Origin of the sequence: Psychrobacter sp. C 20.9, assembly GCF_001921765.1 — a bacterium.
GTDB lineage: Bacteria > Pseudomonadota > Gammaproteobacteria > Pseudomonadales > Moraxellaceae > Psychrobacter > Psychrobacter piscatorii_B.
Genome location: NZ_MRYC01000011.1, coordinates 76,330 through 97,304, shown reverse-complemented (window position 1 = coordinate 97,304; position 20,975 = coordinate 76,330). Strand labels below are relative to the sequence as shown.

16 protein-coding genes and 1 pseudogene are annotated in these 20,975 nt (G+C 44.6%); 15 read left to right on the top strand and 2 right to left on the bottom strand.

Going from position 1 to position 20,975, the window contains the following annotated elements:
• Positions 1–174: 174 nt before the first annotated feature.
• Complete coding sequence (locus BTW00_RS09035; protein ID WP_075107127.1) at positions 175–1,137, bottom strand: hypothetical protein; 963 nt, start codon at positions 1,135–1,137, stop codon at positions 175–177.
• A gap of 246 nt (positions 1,138–1,383) precedes the next feature.
• Between BTW00_RS09035 and BTW00_RS09030 the strand changes: the two genes are divergently transcribed.
• From BTW00_RS09030 to BTW00_RS08970, 13 genes and pseudogenes are all read left to right on the top strand, one after another.
• Positions 1,384–2,397 (top strand): LysR family transcriptional regulator, encoded by a 1,014-nt coding sequence (locus tag BTW00_RS09030; protein ID WP_075107126.1) that lies wholly within the window; start codon positions 1,384–1,386, stop codon positions 2,395–2,397.
• A gap of 317 nt (positions 2,398–2,714) precedes the next feature.
• Entirely contained in the window at positions 2,715–4,001 is a 1,287-nt protein-coding gene (locus tag BTW00_RS09025; protein WP_075107125.1) for an NRAMP family divalent metal transporter, read from the top strand.
• Positions 4,002–4,360: 359 nt separating this feature from the next.
• Positions 4,361–5,254 carry a methylisocitrate lyase gene (prpB, locus tag BTW00_RS09020; protein ID WP_075107124.1) on the top strand — a complete coding sequence of 298 codons (894 nt, stop codon included), beginning with the start codon at positions 4,361–4,363 and terminating at the stop codon, positions 5,252–5,254.
• 61 nt (positions 5,255–5,315) lie between these two features.
• Positions 5,316–6,443, top strand: coding sequence for a 2-methylcitrate synthase (gene prpC / locus BTW00_RS09015; RefSeq protein ID WP_075107123.1), 1,128 nt, complete (start codon positions 5,316–5,318; stop codon positions 6,441–6,443).
• A 93-nt stretch (positions 6,444–6,536) separates the two neighbouring features.
• Positions 6,537–7,502 carry a restriction endonuclease gene (locus BTW00_RS09010; RefSeq protein WP_075107122.1) on the top strand — a complete coding sequence of 322 codons (966 nt, stop codon included), beginning with the start codon at positions 6,537–6,539 and terminating at the stop codon, positions 7,500–7,502.
• 95 nt (positions 7,503–7,597) lie between these two features.
• Entirely contained in the window at positions 7,598–10,231 is a 2,634-nt protein-coding gene (gene acnD, locus BTW00_RS09005; protein WP_075107143.1) for a Fe/S-dependent 2-methylisocitrate dehydratase AcnD, read from the top strand.
• Between the two features lie 218 nt (positions 10,232–10,449).
• Positions 10,450–10,698: pseudogene (locus BTW00_RS09000) on the top strand (type II toxin-antitoxin system Phd/YefM family antitoxin); the annotation flags it as partial.
• 113 nt (positions 10,699–10,811) lie between these two features.
• On the top strand, positions 10,812–11,072 hold the full coding sequence (locus tag BTW00_RS08995; RefSeq protein WP_075107120.1) for a Txe/YoeB family addiction module toxin: 261 nt from the start codon (positions 10,812–10,814) through the stop codon (positions 11,070–11,072).
• An 80-nt stretch (positions 11,073–11,152) separates the two neighbouring features.
• Positions 11,153–12,406 carry a 2-methylaconitate cis-trans isomerase PrpF gene (prpF, locus tag BTW00_RS08990; RefSeq protein ID WP_075107119.1) on the top strand — a complete coding sequence of 418 codons (1,254 nt, stop codon included), beginning with the start codon at positions 11,153–11,155 and terminating at the stop codon, positions 12,404–12,406.
• 14 nt (positions 12,407–12,420) lie between these two features.
• Positions 12,421–13,146 (top strand): DUF4145 domain-containing protein, encoded by a 726-nt coding sequence (locus BTW00_RS08985; RefSeq protein WP_075107118.1) that lies wholly within the window; start codon positions 12,421–12,423, stop codon positions 13,144–13,146.
• 21 nt (positions 13,147–13,167) lie between these two features.
• Complete coding sequence (locus BTW00_RS08980; RefSeq protein WP_075107117.1) at positions 13,168–15,021, top strand: ABC transporter ATP-binding protein; 1,854 nt, start codon at positions 13,168–13,170, stop codon at positions 15,019–15,021.
• 71 nt (positions 15,022–15,092) lie between these two features.
• Positions 15,093–15,719: a GNAT family N-acetyltransferase gene (locus tag BTW00_RS08975; RefSeq protein ID WP_075107142.1), complete on the top strand. Its 627-nt coding sequence runs from the start codon at positions 15,093–15,095 to the stop codon at positions 15,717–15,719.
• A 152-nt stretch (positions 15,720–15,871) separates the two neighbouring features.
• Positions 15,872–17,413 carry a bifunctional 2-methylcitrate dehydratase/aconitate hydratase gene (locus BTW00_RS08970; RefSeq protein WP_075107116.1) on the top strand — a complete coding sequence of 514 codons (1,542 nt, stop codon included), beginning with the start codon at positions 15,872–15,874 and terminating at the stop codon, positions 17,411–17,413.
• 46 nt (positions 17,414–17,459) lie between these two features.
• On the opposite strand, the gene BTW00_RS08965 is transcribed toward BTW00_RS08970, so the two are convergent.
• Positions 17,460–18,239, bottom strand: coding sequence for an SDR family oxidoreductase (locus tag BTW00_RS08965; protein WP_075107115.1), 780 nt, complete (start codon positions 18,237–18,239; stop codon positions 17,460–17,462).
• Between the two features lie 186 nt (positions 18,240–18,425).
• On the opposite strand from BTW00_RS08965, the gene BTW00_RS08960 reads away from it, so the two are divergent.
• Complete coding sequence (locus BTW00_RS08960; protein WP_075107114.1) at positions 18,426–19,817, top strand: DUF2868 domain-containing protein; 1,392 nt, start codon at positions 18,426–18,428, stop codon at positions 19,815–19,817.
• A gap of 121 nt (positions 19,818–19,938) precedes the next feature.
• Positions 19,939–20,913, top strand: coding sequence for a sterol desaturase family protein (locus BTW00_RS08955; RefSeq protein WP_083603617.1), 975 nt, complete (start codon positions 19,939–19,941; stop codon positions 20,911–20,913).
• Positions 20,914–20,975 lie beyond the last annotated feature (62 nt).

The window sequence follows — 20,975 nt, the reverse complement described above, 5'->3', positions numbered from 1 at the left end:
ACTGACCAACCAACGAGAATATTCTGATAGATTGCTACTGTCATAGTTATTTTCAGTGTGCTTGCCAGCACGATGGTGATAAAAAAATGTACCGTCGCCCATTATTTTTCTGTGGCACGGTACAAGGTACTATATGCCTCTGCTGTAATTAAAATGCGCCTAAACCTAACTATTCTAATCGTTAGTCTCACGATACAACGTGGTTTGTGACTCTTGCCTAAAGTCTTCATAGGTAATGGCAGCATCACTCTCTGGAGCTGGAGAGGGTTCTATAGGCTCAACTTCAGCTGCGGGCACGTTTTGCTCGCTATTGTCTGCATTAATCGATTGTGCTGACACTAACGGCTCCTCGACCGTATTGGCGTCATTAGGTAATGGATCGTCATCGCTATTCACTACAGGTTCGGCGCCGACCACTGGCGTGCTAGTGGTCGGCGCAGGCGCTGTCCCATTTAAGCCACTATCATTGCTAACAGTAGTATCAGAAATAGAAGTCGATAAAAATCCTGTAAAAATAAGGGTAAGTACGACAATAGCAATGAGTAGTGAACCAAAAATCATACCAATAATGAGAGGTTTTTTACTACTGACCACTGTCTTTTGTGGTTTTATAGCATCCCTATGATCTGGTTCCAATGGGTTGGATTTAGTATCTAAAGGGTTATCGATCGTTGTGTTAGATAAAGGCATCGCTTGATCGAGAACGACAGAAGATGGCTTTTTTTCTTCATTATTCTTACTTAAATCACTATTTAAGTTATGTTCAACACCAGCATAATTATCCATTCGTGTATCTGACACCTTGTTTTGTGTCGATGCATTTTGACCTGGAAAATCAAAAGTAGCGTTTGTTGTGACGATGTCGGCAAACTCTAATCTTGGCTCTTTATCGTTATTTTCATCTTCGAATAGTTGCAACTCTTCTACGCTTAGAGGCTCAAAAGCAGGTAACTTACTGGCCGTTTTTAAGGATGTTGAATCATCATTATCATTTTGGGTATCATTTTCAGCGCTTTGGACTCGACTGATAAAACGTTCGTAAATATTGTTTTTGACACGCTTACGCGATTTTTTATGAACGAGTTGAGACAACTCTTCGTCAAAATCAGTACCGATGTCTTTTTTTTCGTCGTTCATAAAATAAAACCAAGCCAGTTTATGCTACTGACAGTAAATGACTGATAAAATGAAATTGTGATTTTTATTGCTAAAATGTAACAGCATCACTAGTCCCCAATATAGTTGCTCACACCCCTATCTTCAAGCACAATTTATTTTAGGTCGCTAATATTTGCACAGCTCGTCTTAAGTTAAGTAATGAGGTAGAAGCTTATCAAAAACGGCTTGTATAGAGACAACATATACCATAACAGGCTTAATAACATGGATTTAAAACAGCTCAATGCATTTATTGCTGTCGCGAATTTACGCAGCTTTAGTGCAGCCGCAGCAAAGACAGGACTGTCACAGCCAAGTTTGAGCCGCCTGCTGAAACAGCTCGAGACCGATATGAATGTCGTGCTTATCGATCGTTACCACAGGCCGTTACATCTGACTGAAGCGGGCGAATTTTTTTACGATAAGATAAGCACCATACTGACAGAAATCGAGACCGTCACGAGTATGACCCAGCGCTTATCAGCGCCAAGTAGTGCGCTAAATATCGGCTTTGTGCCATCAGTATTATATGGGTTACTCCCTGAAATCATCGCCATGCTCAAGCTGTCCAATCCTGATATAGAGGTCAACCTCAAAGATATCAGCTCTTATCAGCAAATGGAGGCACTCAAATCTGGTGAGATTGATATCGGGTTTGGGCGTTTTGCCCATCAAGATCCATGGATTCAACAAATATTACTGCGTCATGAGCGCTACGTGGTGGCCTTGCCAAAGTCGCATCCTCTCGCCTATGTAAAGGAGCAGCGATTAATAGATTTGGCGAACAATCGCTTGATTTTGTACCATCAAACGCATTTACCGATTGCCACCACACTGCCAACATCAGAGTCAGTTAGCGCAAAGCAGGAAGCTAATACAAAAACCAGACGTGTCACCAATGAAAAATCTGCACTCAGTGAGCCGATTACAGAGCCGTTACTACATTTGTTTGCACAATACGGTATCTCACCCTTTATGACCACCACGGTGAGTGACTTGCAAGTAGCTCTAGGCTTAGTCGCTGCGGGCGAAGGTATCACACTTGTACCTGCCAGCTTAACCACGGTACGTACAGAACAAATCAGCTACCAGCGTTTGGTACATGAAAACGTCACCTCTCCTATTTATTTGCATACTCTCAAAGATTTTGTGCATCCAAGTATCTCTGAGTTATTGAATGCTATCTATCAGGTCTATGAAGAACGAGGCATCACCTACCGGCGACAAAAATTTGTGTAACGTCCTTAAATGACCAGATATTGCGTGGATATTGTGTTATAAAGAAACGCCAAAAAATAATCTGCACTAATACTTGATATTATCAGATTAATATGCTAACCAAAAAGAATGGCAATGCAAACAAATAGTAATAACTATCACTGTTAATAAATAGAATAATCATTCTCCTGAATCGTATTGGTGTGCTAAAGTCGATACAAGATTAATCGTTTTATAAAAAATCACGTATAAACACGTATAAAGCGGTTGTCTAATGATCACTGGCAAACTGACACAGGTAAGTGATGATTTGCCGTTTTAACCATTTCGAGGTATTCATGTCCACACAACCACTCAACAACCCAAGTACCACTGACGATATCGTTACTGAGCAACAAGAAGGCTTTAGTTGGCGTATCTTTGGCCCAGGTATTTTGATGGCGACCGCTGCAATCGGTGGCTCGCATCTGATTTCATCGACGCAGGCTGGTGCTATATATGGCTGGCAGTTGGCGATTATGATTGTTTTAGCCAACGTATTTAAATATCCGTTTTTTCGCTTTGCAACTGATTATGTTTACGATACGGGCGAGAGCTTGATTGCAGGCTACGCCAAGCGCTCAAAGGTGTATCTTTGGGTATATTTTATCCTCTCTATCTTATCAGCGGTCATCAGTACGGGTGCGGTCTCGCTAATTGCAGCGGTGATTTTAGGCTTTATGCTACCCGCCTCTCTTGAGTTATCGACGATGGTGCTGTCTATGCTCATCGTAGCCGTCTCTTGGTTCTTTTTGATAGCCGGTCATTATAAATTGCTCGATGGCGTGACTAAATGGATTATGATTGCTTTGACGGCAGCTACCGTTGCCGCAGTCATGATTGCCGCTGGCAAGCCCACGGTTATGGCAGCAGATTTTATTGCTGTGTCTCCTTGGAACCTAGCGACACTCGGTTTCATCGTCGCACTCATGGGCTGGATGCCAGCACCGCTTGAGTTTGCCGCGATTACTTCTATGTGGACCTCTGCCAAAGTCAAAGCCGATCACACCACGCACAAGCAAGGCTTGCTCGACTTTAATGTCGGTTATGCCGTTTCAGCGTTTCTAGCCTTGTTTTTCTTATCGCTTGGTGTGTTTGTCCAGTATGGTTCAGGACAAGAGATTGAGTTGGTCGGCGGTGCTTATATCAACCAGTTAATCAATATGTATACGGCAACTATCGGTGAATGGTCACGATTGCTGGTAGCCTTCGTCGCTTTCATGTGTATGTTTGGCACCACGATTACTTGTGCCGACGGCTACGGCCGTGCCAATGCTGAGTGCTGGCGTCTGCTAAAAGGCGAAAGCGAAATCAATAAAAAGCAAATCGCTTTTTGGACGACATACGCTATCGGTGGCGGGCTTGTGATTATTACGTTCTTTACGGGACAATTGGGCGCGATGCTTAAGTTTGCCATGATATCTGCGTTTGTCTCTGCGCCTATCTTTGGTTGGCTCAACTACTCATTGGTTAAGAAACATAAAAAACTGTCCGCAGGTATGAACGCTCTGTCTATCGCAGGCTTGGTATTCTTGGCAGGATTTGCCTTATTGTTTTTGGCCAATTTGGCAGGTTTATTTGCTTAAACTTAGTCTTTTTTAAGCTCATGATAAATGAAGCCCTAATAGCTTAGCTGTTAGGGCTTTTTGGTGGAAAAAGGACAATTTGTAGAGCAATACGCCTATTGTAATTGTAACTAATTGTAAGTTATAAAACATCTTAATATTTGAATATTTGGGTAATATGAATACTTATCATAGCGAAGTATTGAAAAATACATAATGCTATTTGTTTTATGAATAATATTAAATTAACTACAATTAACTATTAAAAATAATAAACAATGATCTATAAGCCAACCTTTGCAGACGTGGATAATTGGGTATAATCAGTGACAACAATAAGATTATTTTCTATCCATACAAGCTCATGAAAGGATACTCACATGACCTCACTCTCAGCAGGTGCACGCTTTCGCAGTGCGCTTAAACAAAAAAATGATAATAACCAGCCACTACAAATTGCAGGCGCGATCAATGCCTACACCGCGATGATGGCGACCCAAGTCGGTCACCAAGCGCTGTATCTCTCTGGTGGCGGTGTGGCAAACGCGTCATTTGGTTTGCCTGACTTGGGCATGACCAGCCTTGATAATGTACTAGAAGACGCGCGCCGTATTACGGATGCAGTCGATACCCCGCTACTTGTCGATATTGATACCGGCTTTGGCGGTGCGTTTAATATTGCTCAAACCATCAGAAAAATGGAAAAGGCAGGCGTGGCAGCGGTGCACATCGAAGACCAAGTCGCGCAAAAGCGTTGTGGTCACCGTCCTAACAAAGAAATCGTCAGTATCTCAGAAATGGTTGATCGCCTAAAGGCGGCATTGGATGCGAAAACGGACTCTGATTTTGTGGTGATGGCTCGTACTGATGCGTTATCAGTCGAGGGCTTAGACGCTGCTGTTGAACGTGCCGTTGCCTTTGCCGAAGCAGGTGCAGACATGATCTTTGCAGAAGCGCTGACGGATATTGAGATGTATCGTAAATTTACCGATGTACTCGACATTCCCGTCCTCGCCAATATGACCGAGTTTGGTCAGACCGATCTGTATACCACTGACCAGCTGTACGGTGTGGGCGTCGATATGGTGCTGTACCCACTATCCGCTTTCCGCGCCATGAATAAGGCCGCACTGAATGTCTATCAACATCTGTTAGATGACGGCACGCAAGAAAAAGTCGTCGATACCATGCAGACGCGCATGGAGCTTTATGATTTCTTAAACTATCACGAGTTTGAGCAAACCTTAGACAAGCTGTTTGCAGATAATAAATAATCATAATAAGCAGTATTTTCACTTAACAATATAAAAAGCTACCCACAAAAGGAATGTAGACATGGCAGCACAGAAAGAACTTTCAGGCGCAGGACTTCGCGGACAAGTTGCTGGTAAGACGGCATTATCGACCGTTGGCAAATCGGGCTCTGGTCTGACCTATCGCGGCTATGACGTATCAGAGCTGGCGGATAAGTGCATCTTTGAAGAAGTGGCGTATTTGCTGCTATATGGCAACTTACCGACCCAAAGTGAGCTTGATGCTTATCAAAGCAAACTCAAAAACCTGCGCGGCCTACCACAAGCGTTAAAAGATGTGCTTGAGCGTATCCCAAGCGACGCGCATCCAATGGATGTACTACGCACTGGTTGCTCGATGCTGGGCAACCTTGAGACCGAAACGGATTTCGCTGAGCAAAACGATAAAACCGATCGTATGCTGGCCGCTTTCCCATCGATCATCAACTACTGGTATCGCTTCAGCCATGACAATGTTCGTATCGATACCGATACGGATGACGCAACGATTGGCGGTCATTTCTTGCATCTGCTTAAAGGCGAAAAACCAAACGAGCTACACGAAAAAGTCATGAACGTCTCGCTTATCCTCTATGCAGAGCATGAGTTTAACGCTTCGACCTTTACTGCGCGCGTGTGTGCGTCTACTTTATCGGACATTCATTCTTGTATCACTGGCGCAATCGGTTCACTACGTGGTCCATTGCATGGCGGCGCGAATGAAGCGGCAATGGATATGATTGAAGGCTTTAGCTCAGCTGACGAAGCCGAAAAAGAGATGATGGCAATGCTGGCACGTAAAGACAAAATCATGGGCTTTGGTCATGCCATCTATAGCGAATCAGATCCACGTAACGTGGTGATTAAAGGCTGGGCTGAGAAGCTAGCGGCTGACGTAGGTGATGAAGTGCTATACCCAGTATCGGTACGCTGTGAAGAAGTGATGTGGCGTGAGAAAAAACTGTTCTGTAATGCTGACTTTTTCCATGCTTCTGCCTATCACTTCATGGGTATCCCAACCAAACTATTCACCCCTATCTTTGTCTGCTCACGCTTGACTGGTTGGGCCGCTCACGTATTTGAGCAACGTGCCAATAACCGCATTATTCGCCCAAGTGCAGAATATACCGGTGAAGAGCTGCGCCCTGTACCAGATATGAGTGCGCGTTAATCGTTTTAATTAAAATTTAGACTATGTTTCCATCCAGCCAAGATGAGTAATTTTCAAAGAACTTGCTTATCTTAGCTTTTTTAGGAGTATGAAATGCCTGTATTAGATTTTAAAGAAATACCAAAAGCTCATGAATCTAATGGCTTACAAGATACTTTTGAGCTTTTTGCTCGAGACTTCTTAGAGTTTATGGGCTATCACGTTATTACGGACCCTGACAGAGGTGCTGACGGAGGTGTGGACTTAGTTGTTGAAGAACGAAGAACTGGAGTTGGAGGTGAAACTGTTATTCGTTGGCTAGTCAGCTGTAAACATAAAGCTTTTAGCGGAAATTCAGTAACTTTTTCAGATGATAACAATATTAGAGATAGAGTTGATGCCAATAGTTGCCATGGCTTCATTGGTTTTTACTCTACACTCGCCAGCTCTGGCTTATCAAATAGTTTGAAAGGTTTGAGAAACTTAATCGAGTATCAAATATTTGATAAAGAGAAAATAGAGAACCAGTTGCTTCATACTTCAAGAGGCATAGAACTAGCAGAAAGATACTTTCCTAAATCTCTATTAAGCTGGAAAGTAGAAAATCCTGAACCAGCAAGACTTTTCATTAATGACTCTACTTTAAAATGTGAGATTTGTAAAAAAGAGCTTTTAGTAAAAAACAATTACGAAGGCATAGTCGTTTTCTACTCTAAAGAAAGGACGGATTTTATAGAAGAAAAAGAACATTATGAGTATATACATTGGGTTTGTAAAGGTAGTTGCGATAACGAATTAAAGTATAAAATTAGTCAATACAATAATGATGCTGTTGAATCTGGATGGGAAGATATTTCTGATGTGATAATGCCGACAATTTTTATTAGGTGGATTTTTGCTACTTTAAATGAACAGCGTAACGGTAAGACTCATTCTGATGAGGCATTTGAAAACTTTAAAGAATTTTTAATACAGATATTTCCATATGTGTCACGCCATTTAACAAGCAAAGAACAAGAGCGAATAAAAATGCTGAGCATGATCCCTTCATATTTAGGGGGACTAGGGTATGAAGATTAATGTCTAAACTTCTAATCCTCATACTACAAACCAATTTCCCATTCCAACCAGCCAACCGCCAAAGGTGACTTATGGACAACACCCTCGTACAACCTATGAATGACGACTTTAAAAAGCCGCTACCAGATACTGACTTGTATTATTTTGACGCGCGTGAAGCCGTTGACAGCATTGAGGCTGGCGCGTATGACAAACTGCCCTTTTGCTCCAAAGTATTGTGCGAAAACCTTGTCCGCCGTTGTCCGCCAGAGGACTTGACCGCTGCACTCAAGCAGCACATCGAAGGCAAGCAAGACCTTGACTTTCCTTGGTATCCTGCCCGCGTGGTGTGTCATGACATCTTGGGTCAAACCGCGTTTGTGGATTTGGCAGGTTTGCGTGATGCCATCGCTGAGCAAGGCGGTGATCCGTCCAAGGTAAACCCTATCGTGCCCACTCAGCTTATTGTTGACCATTCATTGGCCGTTGAGCACGCAGGCTTCGAAGACGACGCCTTTGAGAAAAACCGTGCGATTGAAGAGCGCCGCAACGATGACCGTTTTCACTTCATCAACTGGTGCCAGTATGCCTTTGACAATGTCAACGTCGTACCGCCTGGTAACGGCATCATGCATCAGATTAACTTAGAGAAAATGTCACCTGTTGTACAAGTCGTACACAATAAAGCGGGTGAAGAAGTCGCGTTTGCCGATACGTTGGTCGGTACGGATAGTCACACGCCGATGGTCGATGCCCTAGGTGTGATCTCAATCGGTGTGGGCGGTCTAGAAGCCGAAAGCGTCATGCTAGGTAACCCCTCTTATATGCGCCTACCTGATTATGTGGGGGTCAAATTAACAGGCAAACTGCAAAAAGGCATTACTGGTACGGATCTCGTACTGGCGATGACGGAATTTTTACGTGATGCAGGTGTGGTCTCTACCTATATTGAATTCTTTGGTGACGGTGCCCGTCAGCTAAGTGTTGGTGACCGCGCCTCTATCTCCAATATGACGCCTGAATATGGCGCCACTGCTGCGATGTTCTATATCGATGAGCAAACCATTGACTATCTGCGTCTGACGGGTCGTTCTGAAAAACAGATTAAACTGGTTGAGCAGTATGCTAAGCAGACAGGTCTATGGGCTGACGGCATGGAAAAAGCCGAATACGCACGCGTCCTTGAGTTTGATTTGTCATCAGTCGGTCGTAACATGGCAGGCCCGTCGCGTCCCCATGCGCGTGTATCTACTGATGATTTGGTGGCCAAAGGCATCGCCCACGCGCCTGATCAAAAACTCCCTGAACCAAAAGATGGTCTCATGCCAGATGGCGCAGTGATTATCGCGGCGATTACCAGCTGTACCAATACCTCAAATCCACGAAATATGGTAGCTGCAGGCTTAGTTGCCCGTAACGCGAATGCCAAGGGACTATTGCGTAAACCGTGGGTTAAGTCCTCACTCGCACCCGGCTCAAAAACGGTCAAAATGTATTTAGAAGAAGCAGGTCTAATGCCAGAGCTACAAGAAATCGGTTTTGATGTAGTAGGCTTTGCCTGTACGACATGTAACGGCATGAGCGGTGCACTTGACCCTGACATCGAGCAAGAAATCATCGACAATGATTTGTTCACTACGGCAGTGCTATCTGGTAACCGTAACTTTGACGGTCGTATCCATCCGTATGCCAAGCAAGCATTTTTGGCATCGCCGCCACTGGTTATCGCTTATGCCATCGCTGGTAACATCCGTTTTGATATTGAAAAAGACTCGTTGGGTAAAGACCAAGACGGCAATGATGTCTATCTAAAAGACATCTGGTTTGATGACGAAGAAGTGGATGCCATTGTTGCGTCGGCTGTTAAGCCTGAGCAGTTTAATGCCGTATATATCCCCATGTTTGATGAGGCCAAAAAAGATACGGGCAAAGCGTTAAGCCCATTGTACGACTGGCGTGAAATGACCACGTATATTCGCCGTCCGCCGTATTGGGAAGGTCAAATGGCAGCGATGAACAAACTAAAAGGTATGCGTCCGCTTGCCGTATTAGGTGATAACATCACAACCGATCATATGTCGCCATCAAATGCTATTCTTGGTTCATCAGCAGCTGGCGAGTATTTGGACACTATGGGCTTGCCTGCCGAAGACTATAACTCATATGCGACCCATCGCGGCGACCATTTAACCGCGCAACGTGCCACCTTTGCCAACCCTAAACTATTGAACGAGATGGTACGCGATGAAGATGGTGAAGTTATCCAAGGCTCACTGGCGCGTGTTGAGCCAGAAGGTCAAGTCATGCGCATGTGGGAAGCGATTGAAACCTACATGAACCGTGAGCAGCCGCTGATCATCATCGCAGGTGATGGCTATGGTCAAGGCTCAAGCCGTGACTGGGCGGCCAAAGGCGTCCGTCTCGCTGGTGTGGAAGCGGTTGTCGCTGAAGACTTTGAGCGTATTCATCGTCAAAACTTAGTGGGCATGGGCGCGCTGCCGCTACAGTTCGAGGAAGGCGTGACTCGTCATACGCTAAATATCGATGGCACGGAAACCTTTGATGTCACAGGTGAAGTCTCGGCTGGCGGGTTGATGACTCTAGTAATCCATCGTACCGATGGTAGTACCACTGAGACGCCTATTATCTGCCGCTTAGATACGGCTGATGAAGTAAAAATGTACAATGCTGGCGGTATGCTACAACGCTTTGCTAAAGAGTTTATCGAAGGTACGCTGGATATTGTCTAAGTGTCATTTGTTCTGATTAACCAACTCTTCTGAAGACGCCGATGTTGTATAGCCTTATATGACATCGGCTTTTATTTGCTTTTGCGTTCTATACACTGAGTTTTGTTACTTACTCCTAAGTACTAGATAGCAGCTAAATATTGAGTTTGCTTAACCAATGGCGTAATATGTACTATATATTGTACAATTCATGAAGCGTATTATGAAAGGAGTAAACCATGAGAGTCGTTAGTTTTTCAGAAGCCAGAAAGCATCTAAAATCTGTCCTAGATACGGTAAACGATGATGCCAATGCCACTATCGTAACCCGCCGTGACGCTGATGATGCCGTTGTGATGTCACTTGATTACTACAATAGCCTGATGGAAACCGTCTATCTGCTAAAATCCCCTGCCAATGCGGCGCACTTAGCGGACTCTATTGCCCAATATAAAGCTGGCAAGACCGTGACGCGTGAGTTAATTGATACGGCAGAAAATAGTGATAAAAGTGACGGTCGCAGCGATAACAATGAGCACACGGATAGCGATATTGAGAGTGCTTGAACTCAAAGGCTTTAATCAATCCAAAGGGTCTAACAATGAGTGAGCAACTAGCATGGACAGACGCTGCGTGGAAAGACTACCTGTACTGGCAAACGCAAGACAAAAAAACACTCAAGCGTATTAATAAACTCATCACCGACTGTAAGCGTAATCCGTTTGAAGGGATTGGTAAACCTGAACCTTTAAAAGAAAACCTATCTGGATTTTGGTCAAGACGCATCGATGACGCCAATCGATTGGTATATGCCGTCGATGATAACTATCTGACGATTATCTCTTGTCGCTATCATTATTAATGAGCGTTCTTAGTCGTTCGTGTTTACTTGCTGATGACGCCATACCCAATCTTATAACAATATAAAAAGGACTCAATACAGTGACCCAAACCAACTCTCAATCAAAAGCTTCTTTCGCCCCGCAAATCCCCATCCCTGCCACCTATATGCGCGGCGGCACCTCAAAAGGCACTTTCTTTAAATTATCTGATTTACCTGAGCGTTGCCAAGTCGCAGGCTCTGCGCGGGATAACTTCCTATTACGTGTCATCGGTAGCCCTGATCCTTACGGTAAGCAAATTGACGGTCTCGGCAATGGCAGCTCTAGCACATCAAAAACGGTTATTTTATCGGCCTCTGACAGACCAGATCATGACGTGAACTATCTGTTCGGGCAGGTCAATATTGCAAAGCCAATGATTGATTGGGCGGGTAACTGTGGTAACTTAACTGCAGCCGTCGGTGCCTGTGCCATTAATATGGGTCTAGTTGATGCCGACAAAATTGCTAATAGTATCGATGACAATGCTGAAAGCGGGATTTGTGAAGTGCGTATCTGGCAAGAAAATATTGGTAAAACCATTATTGCCCATGTGCCAGTCTATAAAGATGCAAATGACAAAGTACAGGTTCAAGAGACAGGTGATTTTGAATTAGACGGTGTCACCTTCCCAGCAGCTGAAGTCAAAATTGAGTTTATCGACCCTGTTGATGCCACCAGCGACATGTTCCCGACGGGCAATTTGGTCGATGATTTCGATGTATCAGGCTGCGGTCTAAATGCTGATAGCATCAAAGCGACCTTCATTAGCGCAGGCATCCCAACCATCTTTATGAACGCAGAAGATTTGGGCTTTACGGGTACTGAGCTACAAGGCGACATCAATAGTGATAGTGAGCTACTTACCAAGCTTGAAAAAATCCGTGCCACAGGCGGTGTGGCGATGGGATTGTTTAAAGATGAGAGTGAGGCGCAAACCAGTCAGCATATTCCCAAACTCGCTTGGGTTGGTGCAGCACAGAGCTATAGCGCCTCTAGTGGTAAATCGGTCGATGCAGAAGAGATTGATCTAGTCGTCCGTGCCATGAGTATGGGGCAATTGCATCACGCCATGATGGGGACAGCAGCAGTCGCTATTGCTGCAGCAGCAACCACGCAAGGCACGCTTGTTAACAAAGCTGCTGGTGGTGGCGACTTGTCAGAGGTACGTTTTGGTCATCCATCAGGGACGTTACTTGTCGGTGGAAAAACCGAACTGGTCGATGGACGCTGGCAAGCCAAAAAAGTGTCGATGAGCCGCTCAGCAAGGCGTATCATGGTCGGTGAAGTTTTTGTGCCAGCAGATGCTTTTTAATTAGGGGTTAATAAATGGAAAGAGATTTGTATAAAAACACCTTCACAGAAGAGTATGTACCTGACTATTTGTGCCCCCGCTGTAATAAAGGGTTGTTGCGACTAAATAAGGATACCTTAAAATCGGTTGAAACAGTTGATTCAAAAATATATCAACGTAATGAATATTCTGAATTTCAGGACGTGCAAATAACTTTTAATTGTATGTTTAAATGCATCAATGATAAATGTGGTGAGATTGTTGCTTGTACTGGGCATGCAGGCGTAGATATTGATTACGATGATTTTAGTCAGCCTAATGAGTATTATACTTATTACAAACCTTTATTTTTCTATCCAAACCTCAAATTAATCACTATTCCAGAAGACACTCCTGATAATATCAAAAAATTGTTAAACAAATCATTTGAATTATTTTTTACCTCTCCTTCCGCAGCGGCCAATCTAGTAAGAGTATCTATCGAAGAAATCCTTACAAACCAAGGTGTTGAGAAGATAAATAATTTGCATAGAAGAATTGAAAAGCTACCAAAAAAGCATGAGAGCTTAAAAACTAAGTTTTTTGCATTAAAGTGGTTGGGGAATGCTGGAAGTCATTCTGGTGACAGCATAACTGATGATGATGCTATGGATGCTTATGAGTTAGTCGAAGATTTACTGTTAAAGATATATAGCTCAAAAGATGATGAGCTGAACATGCTAGCAAATAAAATAAATACCTTGAAAGGTCCAAAGAAATAATAGCTTTGGTAAAATGAAAAAATGCCGACATCTCCCCAACCCCGCCGCGTACAATTAGACAAAAAACCTCCCGTCGAAAAGAAAGAACGGCGAGCCCTGCTGTGGGATATCCTCAAAAAACTGGCGGTATTTGCTAAGCCTTATCGCTTGCTTATCATCGCCACCTTAGCGCTGACTGCTCTAGGCTCCTTTACCGCGCAAGTTAATGCCTTTGTGCTGCGCTATGCCGTTGATACCTTGACCGAAATCGCTACCCTCGCTGAGCCTTGGGAAGCTGGCGTGCGCATGCTGACCATTATCAGTGCGGTACTCTTAACCAAAGAGATATTATCGATATTCATCTCGTTTGGGCAACGCTTCTTCGGCGAAAAGATTCGTATCAATCTATCACGTGATTTATCGCAAAAAATCATTGAGCGCATCTTGACCTATCGGATGGCATTTTATACCAGTAGCGAAAACGACAGTGGCAAGTTGCAAACCCGTATCGATTATGGCGTCAGCAGCTTAACCAGTTTAGTGCAAAACTTCTTTATCGATATGCTACCGCTGTTTGCCAATGCGATCGTGGCGCTTATCATTATGTTTTCGACCAATTTTTGGATAGGCTTGGTCGGTCTTATTATCATTCCCATTTACTTTTTTATCAGTCAAAAACAAGCGCAGCGCCTACAAGGGTTTCGTCGGCAGATGCGTGGCTATAGAGAAGCCAAAAGCGGTTTGGTAATATCTTTGATCAATTCGATCAGCGTGGTGAAATCCTTTGTCCGTGAGTCGATAGAAGCAGAAAAGCACTTAGCCATTCAAAAGGAAATGACCGATAATCAGCTGCGTATTCGCAGTATTGGGTTTGTGTATGATGCCATCAAAACCTTTATCGAGCAGATTGGTGTGGTAGTTATTATCTTGCTCACCGCTTATTTTGTCCTACAAGGTGAGATGACCATTGGTATGATTTTGTTTCATGTCATGCTGTTTCAAAATGTCGCCGCCCCTATTCGACAGCTGCACCGCATCTACGACCAGATAAATAATGCATTGACCTATGCCGAAGGTTTTTTTGATATTTTAGAAGATGACAGCCAAGTCGAGAGCATCGCTGGTATCAGTAGCGACAACTTAAAAGGTCATATCGAGCTTAAACATGTCGACTTTACTTATCCGAATGGGACGCAAGCGCTCAAAGATGTTAGCTTTACCATCAAGCCCAACCGTATCACGGCGCTGGTTGGCCTCTCTGGCGCTGGCAAGAGCACGATTATCAATCTATTGGTCAAGTTCTATGCGCCAGACGCAGGGTCGATATGCCTAGACGGGCGTGATTTGGCTGACTGTGATACCCACGAGTTGCGCCAGCGCATCGGCCTAGTACTACAGAGCAATCATATATTTTCGGGCACGATCAGTGAAAACATCCGTTATGGGAATATGAATGCTAGCATTGATGACATCATTGTATCGGCAAAAAAAGCTTCGATACACGATCAAATTATGGGGTTAGCTGATGGCTACGAAAGTACTGCCAAGTCGTTATCAGGTGGGCAGCAGCAGCGTATCGCGCTGGCAAGGATGTTTTTAAAAGATCCGCCGATTGTGTTTTTGGACGAGCCGACCGCCAGTCTCGATGCTATCGCCAGTCAACAGGTCAAAAAAAGCCTTGATCTGATCAAAAAAGATCGTACCGTCATCATGGTTTCGCACAATATCGCTCAAATCATTGATGCCGATGATTTGGTGGTGATAGAAAACGGCCAAGTCGTCGAAACAGGCACACACGAGGCGCTCTATGCCCAACGCGGCAAATACTTTGAGATATTTAGTGCCATGTCTGATAGCTTAAATTTAGACAAAATCAGTCAGACCCTAAAGGGTTAGGAATGGTTAATGACTGCCTAAATCGTTATAATGCCCCTATTTTACCGCCTATTGCCAGAAGCTTGCCCATTATGAATTGTGAATTTTCTATCAAAACCTTTGATGAGCTGACCTCAGTTGACCTTTACCATATCCTAAAAGCACGCTCGCAGGTTTTTGTCGTCGAACAAAACTGTGCTTATCAAGATATGGATGAAGTCGATTTTGATTGCTTGCATTTGATTGCTCATCAAAACGCAGCGTTAGTGGGCTATTGCCGCATTGTTCCGCCTGAATTCAATAAACTAAAATCCAATCTATCGGTCGCCGACCCTACGATCAAGATCAACCACACTGCCATGCCTGCCATCGGTAGAGTGCTTGTGTTATCAGAGCACAGAGGTGACGGCCTAGCACGTCAAATAATGACTCAGGCTATTGCTCATTGCCGCAAAAAATACGGTAAAAAACGTCCGATTATTATCTCGGCACAGGCTTACCTGCTTAGTTTTTATGAGTCTTTGGGTTTTGTACCTGAAGGTGAGCATTATCTTGAAGATAATATTGAGCACGTGAAGATGGTGCTATACGTTGCTAAGAAAAACAAAGTAAGAAAAGAAAGTGTGGATACTGCGTCAACCACGACCAAAGTTTTAAGCTTCCTGCTGTTTATTATAGCAGCGCTGTTTATTTTAGGTCTGCTCTATTTGATGATTTAAACGGCCTACAAAGTTTTACTTCTTAACACAATTCAGTCTGGTTGTTCCATATTGAGTATGCTACTTTTGAATGATAACCGCTTTAAAAGGATGACTGCGAGCATGGGTCAAAAAAGCGAAAAGTTAGCACACTCAAGGAAGAGGAAACAACCATGTCAAATACCAATTCAGATACAGCCCATTCAAATACAAATGAGGCAACGGTAGAGAGCAATATCCGTCCAGAATATGACGATGAAATCCAAAAAATCGCCGATTATGTGCTCAATTATTCCATAGATAACGAGTCACCAAATCCCACTGATGCATGGCGTACTGCACGCCACTGTCTCATGGATACCATCGGCTGCGGACTACTGGCACTGCGCTTCCCTGAGTGTACCAAGCACTTGGGGCCTGATTGCCCTGATCAAATAACGCCGCATGGCGCTCGCGTCCCTGGCACCTCCTATAGACTAGACCCCATCAAAGCCGCTTTTGACATCGGCTGTATGGTACGCTGGCTTGACTATAATGATACGTGGCTCGCTGCTGAGTGGGGTCATCCGTCTGATAACTTGGGCGGCATCTTGGCGGTCGCCGACTATATCAGTCAAAAAAATATCGGCCAAAGGCAAGCACCTCTAACCATGAGGGCCGTGCTCGAGGCGATGATCATGGCGCATGAAATTCAAGGCGTCATGGCACTCGAAAACTCATTCAACCGCGTGGGTCTTGATCATGTGTTTTTGGTAAAATTAGCCTCAACTGCGGTCGTCGCCAAACTCTATCAGCTGCCACGCGAGCGCATCATGGCCGCCATCTCACAAGCCATTGTCGATGGTCAGGCACTACGTACCTATCGTCATGCACCCAACGCGGGCAGCCGAAAATCATGGGCGGCAGGTGATGCAACCAGCCGTGCGGTACGTCTGGTAGATATCACTGCACGTGGTGAAATGGGTGTCCCTGGCGCACTAACTGCACCGCAATGGGGGTTTTATGATGTGCTGTTTAGCCATACCAATAAGGATCTTGCGACCAAACCCGAAGACGAGCGTCGATTTACCTTTCAGCGTGACTTTGGCAGTTATGTGATGGAAAACATCTTATTTAAAATCAGCTTTCCCGCTGAATTTCATGCGCAGACTGCTTGTGAAGCGGCGGTTATTTTGCATCCACATGTGAGAGGTCGAATTGATGAGATCGAAAAAATTGTCCTAACCACGCATGATTCAGCGATTCGCATCATCTCAAAAGAAGGCGCGCTTGCTAACCCAGCTGATCGGGATCACTGCTTACAATATATGGTGGCTGTGCCACTATTGACAGGCGATTTGATGGCGGAGAACTACGAGGATGACTATCATGAAGAGCATTTATCAATCGATGAGCTACGCGAAAAAATGGTGGTAGAAGAAGACGCTCAGTATTCAAAAGATTACCATGACCCCAGTAAGCGCTCTATTGCCAATGCCATTCAAATATTCTTCAAAGATGGCAGTAGCACAGAAAAAGTCGCCATCGAGTATCCTATCGGTCATAAACGCCGCCGTGCCGAGGGCATTCCTATACTTGAGGCTAAGTTCCGAGCCAGCTTGGCTACTCGCTTTATCGACAGTCGGTGTCAGCAAATCATTGAGCTGTGTGACGATCAAGAAAAATTGGAGCAAACGCCAGTGAATGAGTTTATGGACTTATTTATGGCTTATTAGTGTTTTAACAGGATAGCCATCCTAAACCACCCTATCATTTGTATCATTACCAAGGTATCGACTCTCCTGCCCAATCGACAAAACTGCCTGATTGGGCAGCCGTCATCCCTGATAGCACTTCCAATAAACACTCGGCGCTATACGCTGGCGAGAATAGATGTCCTTCAGCGACATTGCCTTGAAACGGCGCGGACAGTTGGGTATTCACGGTTCCCGGTTGCATAACGACTACGCACACCTCTTTGAGTGATCGGCCCCATTCGATACTCAAGTTTTTCATCCCCATATTGAGCGCCGCCTTGCTCATTCTATAACTATACCAGCCGCCAAGTTGATTGTCCGTGATACTACCGACACGAGCTGATATGGTCGCAAAAATAGCTGGATGCTCAGCGCTGCGTTCAGCTTTGGCGAGCAACGGTTTGATATGCTTGGCTATCAGCAAGCTTGCTAGTGCATTGATTTGCATGTTCTGTAAAAAAAACGCCGTTTCAATCTGCCTCAAGGCCTTTTCTGGCTGCGCAGTCTTGGTATGTAATAGTCCCACGCAGTTGATTACCCAATCGACATGACCCACTGTCTGCTTGATGGTGTCGGCCGCTTTTTGGATACTTTCTTCGTCACTGATATTCATGGGTAACCAGTGTAGATTTTCTGCTTCAAAGTTCGGCTCATTGCGATGATAAGTGGCGAATACTTGTGTACTATGTTTTTTAGCAGATGCGCCGTCAGTTTGATCGGCAACTGACTCTTGTACCAGCTGCTTGACCATGGCCTGACCGATACCGCCTGTGCCACCGATGATCAGATAGATTTTATTATTCATCTAGAAGCGTCCTTTTTTACAAACCTTGATAGATTCATTTTGGCTGATTTTATAAGCGTTTGCTATGATAAAAATAATAGACATTATTCTCATTCTATATACGCTACAATACTTTTTAGCGATTAAACCCGCATTTTTTGCTTTCCATTACTTATATTGACGTTCTTATACGGATATCAGCGCCTTATGCTATCACCCCAAGACCAACTGACCGAGCTGGTACGTGCCTTAGAGACTGATCAGCACGTCTTTGCCACTGACCCGTTACTGATCACGGAAAAGCTACAGAGTGAGGATGGCACACCTATTCAAAAGCTGCATCGACGGGCCTCACGCATCGATAGCAATGGGGCGCTTGCGCGGGTACTGGGCAAAATAGATGGCCGCATAAAAGGCATCATGATCGTCATGAGTGTGGTGTGGTGCATCTCGGGATTTTTAGGACTGTTCACGCTATTGCAGTCCAATGTGGTGAACTTCTTTTATGTATTGGTTTGCTTGCTTGGTTTTCATACTATTATGCTTGGTGGCTGGTTGGTCATGACACTTATCAATCGAGACCAGCAAGCGCCCAGTTGGTTTGCCAGTCCCAGCTATCTCATACGCGGTAAAGACGATGTGACCAAGGCGGCCGTCGATCTGTATGAGCGCCAATTACAGCATAGCGGTATGCGCTGGTATTTGGGCCGGTTTAGCCATCAGTTATGGCTTGCGACGTTGACTGGCATGCTGCTTGCGATTATATTTTTATTGATTGTGCGTCAGTATAGCTTTAGCTGGGAGTCGACCCTACTCTCTGATCAGGCGCTGGTGAGCTTAACGCAAATACTCGGCTGGCTACCAGGCATGGTTGGTTTTGATGTGCCAGATAGTACAGCGATTGCACAAAGCAGGCTGGTCACAGAAGCGATGCCATTGTCTGTGGCGCGGCAGTGGGCAGGATTGCTAGTCGGTAGCTTGCTGATGTACGGTATTGTCCCGCGTGCGATAGCGTGGGTATTTTGTGCCTTGATGTTCCGCCGCAAAAAGATGCGCTTAGACATCAAACAACCGTATTACCAAAAGATCATAAATTTTTGGCAGCGTCAGGTGGTTGATGCAGATGACTTTACGGAAGCACCCGCACCTGTCGCGCCCAAAGCGGCGGTGAGTGCAGGCAAGAAACTGGTCGCCTTGCTTGAATATCCTTCAAATCAGGATAAATGGTGGCAGTCAGGGCTTGATGGCAGTCATCATGGTTTTCAACAATCAAGTGAGGTTGAGGATTTTGGTATCGTCGATGACCGTGAGGATATGGCACGGCTCAAACACTACTTAGACGAGCACCCTGTACAAGTCCTATTAGGTATCCATAGCAAAGCACTGCCTGACCGCGGTACGCTACGCAAACTTGATCAAATCGCTGCTCATGCAAAAGATGGTCTTATTGTACAGCTGCTTAGTGATACCACCCCTTCTGCTGGCTTGACTGACGCTCGTACGGATGATGAACCAGTAAATAAACAAGCCGTTCGCTATCAGCAGTGGCAGACAGCGCTCTCTGCGCGAAAAATTGGCTTGGTAGATATTGATTCTTAAAGTTTTTGAATGCGATACTTAATAATAATTATTTTTATAAAAGGGACAAAATAAACCAGTAATATAGAAAATAGTTATCTCTTGGGTAACAAGGATGTTTTATAGTGGCTAGGAGCCAAATATGTCAACAGACAACACCCTCTTAACATCAGGTGAGTATGGTCAGATATTGGATAATTACAAAGAGGCGTTAAACCAAAGTATCTTAACCGCTGCACCAGAGTCATGGCAGCCAATGCTGGCAAGTATCTTACCTGCTCACTGGCAAGAATGGCTGTTACCGCTGGCTGGTGGTCCATTTTTCTTATTGTTTTTGGCAGAGTGGTTTTATCAGTCTAAGCGTGGGAAAAATGAAAGCTTTAGCTGGCGCCGTGCGATGACCAATTTTAGCTTGGGCGGCTCTTATCTCGGATTTGAATTGATGGTCCAAGCACTTATTGTGCTGCCTATTTGCCTGTGGCTATATCAATACCGACTATTCACTATTGAGGTGACATTGCTGACAGCCATACCCATATTTGTCGCGGTTGAGTTCAGCTATTACTGGTTTCACCGTGCCTCACACCGCATGAATTGGTTTTGGTCAGCGCATGTTGTGCACCATTCAGATGATAAGATGAATCTATCCACCGCCATGCGCCAAAGCCTGCTGTACTCGGTGACAGGTTGGTGGTTATTTTTCGTCCCGCTGATGATATTGGGTGTGCATCCTGTCTGGGTATTTTTCTTTTATGCGTTAGATTTGATTTATCAGTTCTTTATCCATACCGAGACGGTGGGGAAATTTCCAAAATGGGTTGAGTATATCTTTGACACCCCATCCAATCACCGCGCTCATCATGCTACCAATAGTGAATATATTGACCAAAATTATGGCGGCGTTCTTATTATTTTTGATCGCTGGTTTGGCACTTATGTAGAAGAAGACGCGGTCAATAATCCCGTCAAATATGGGGCTGTTGGTGAGACCAGTCACGATAATATTATTGGTCTGATATTTGGGGTGTTTTACCGAATGTGGCAGCGGTTTTTTCGTGCCAAGGGCATTAAGAAAAAAATCAAGGTACTGCTGCGACCACCTACAGCAATCTCATAGCGTATCATGGATACATAAAATACAGTTTACGATATGGACACTACGCATCCAGAACCAACCTG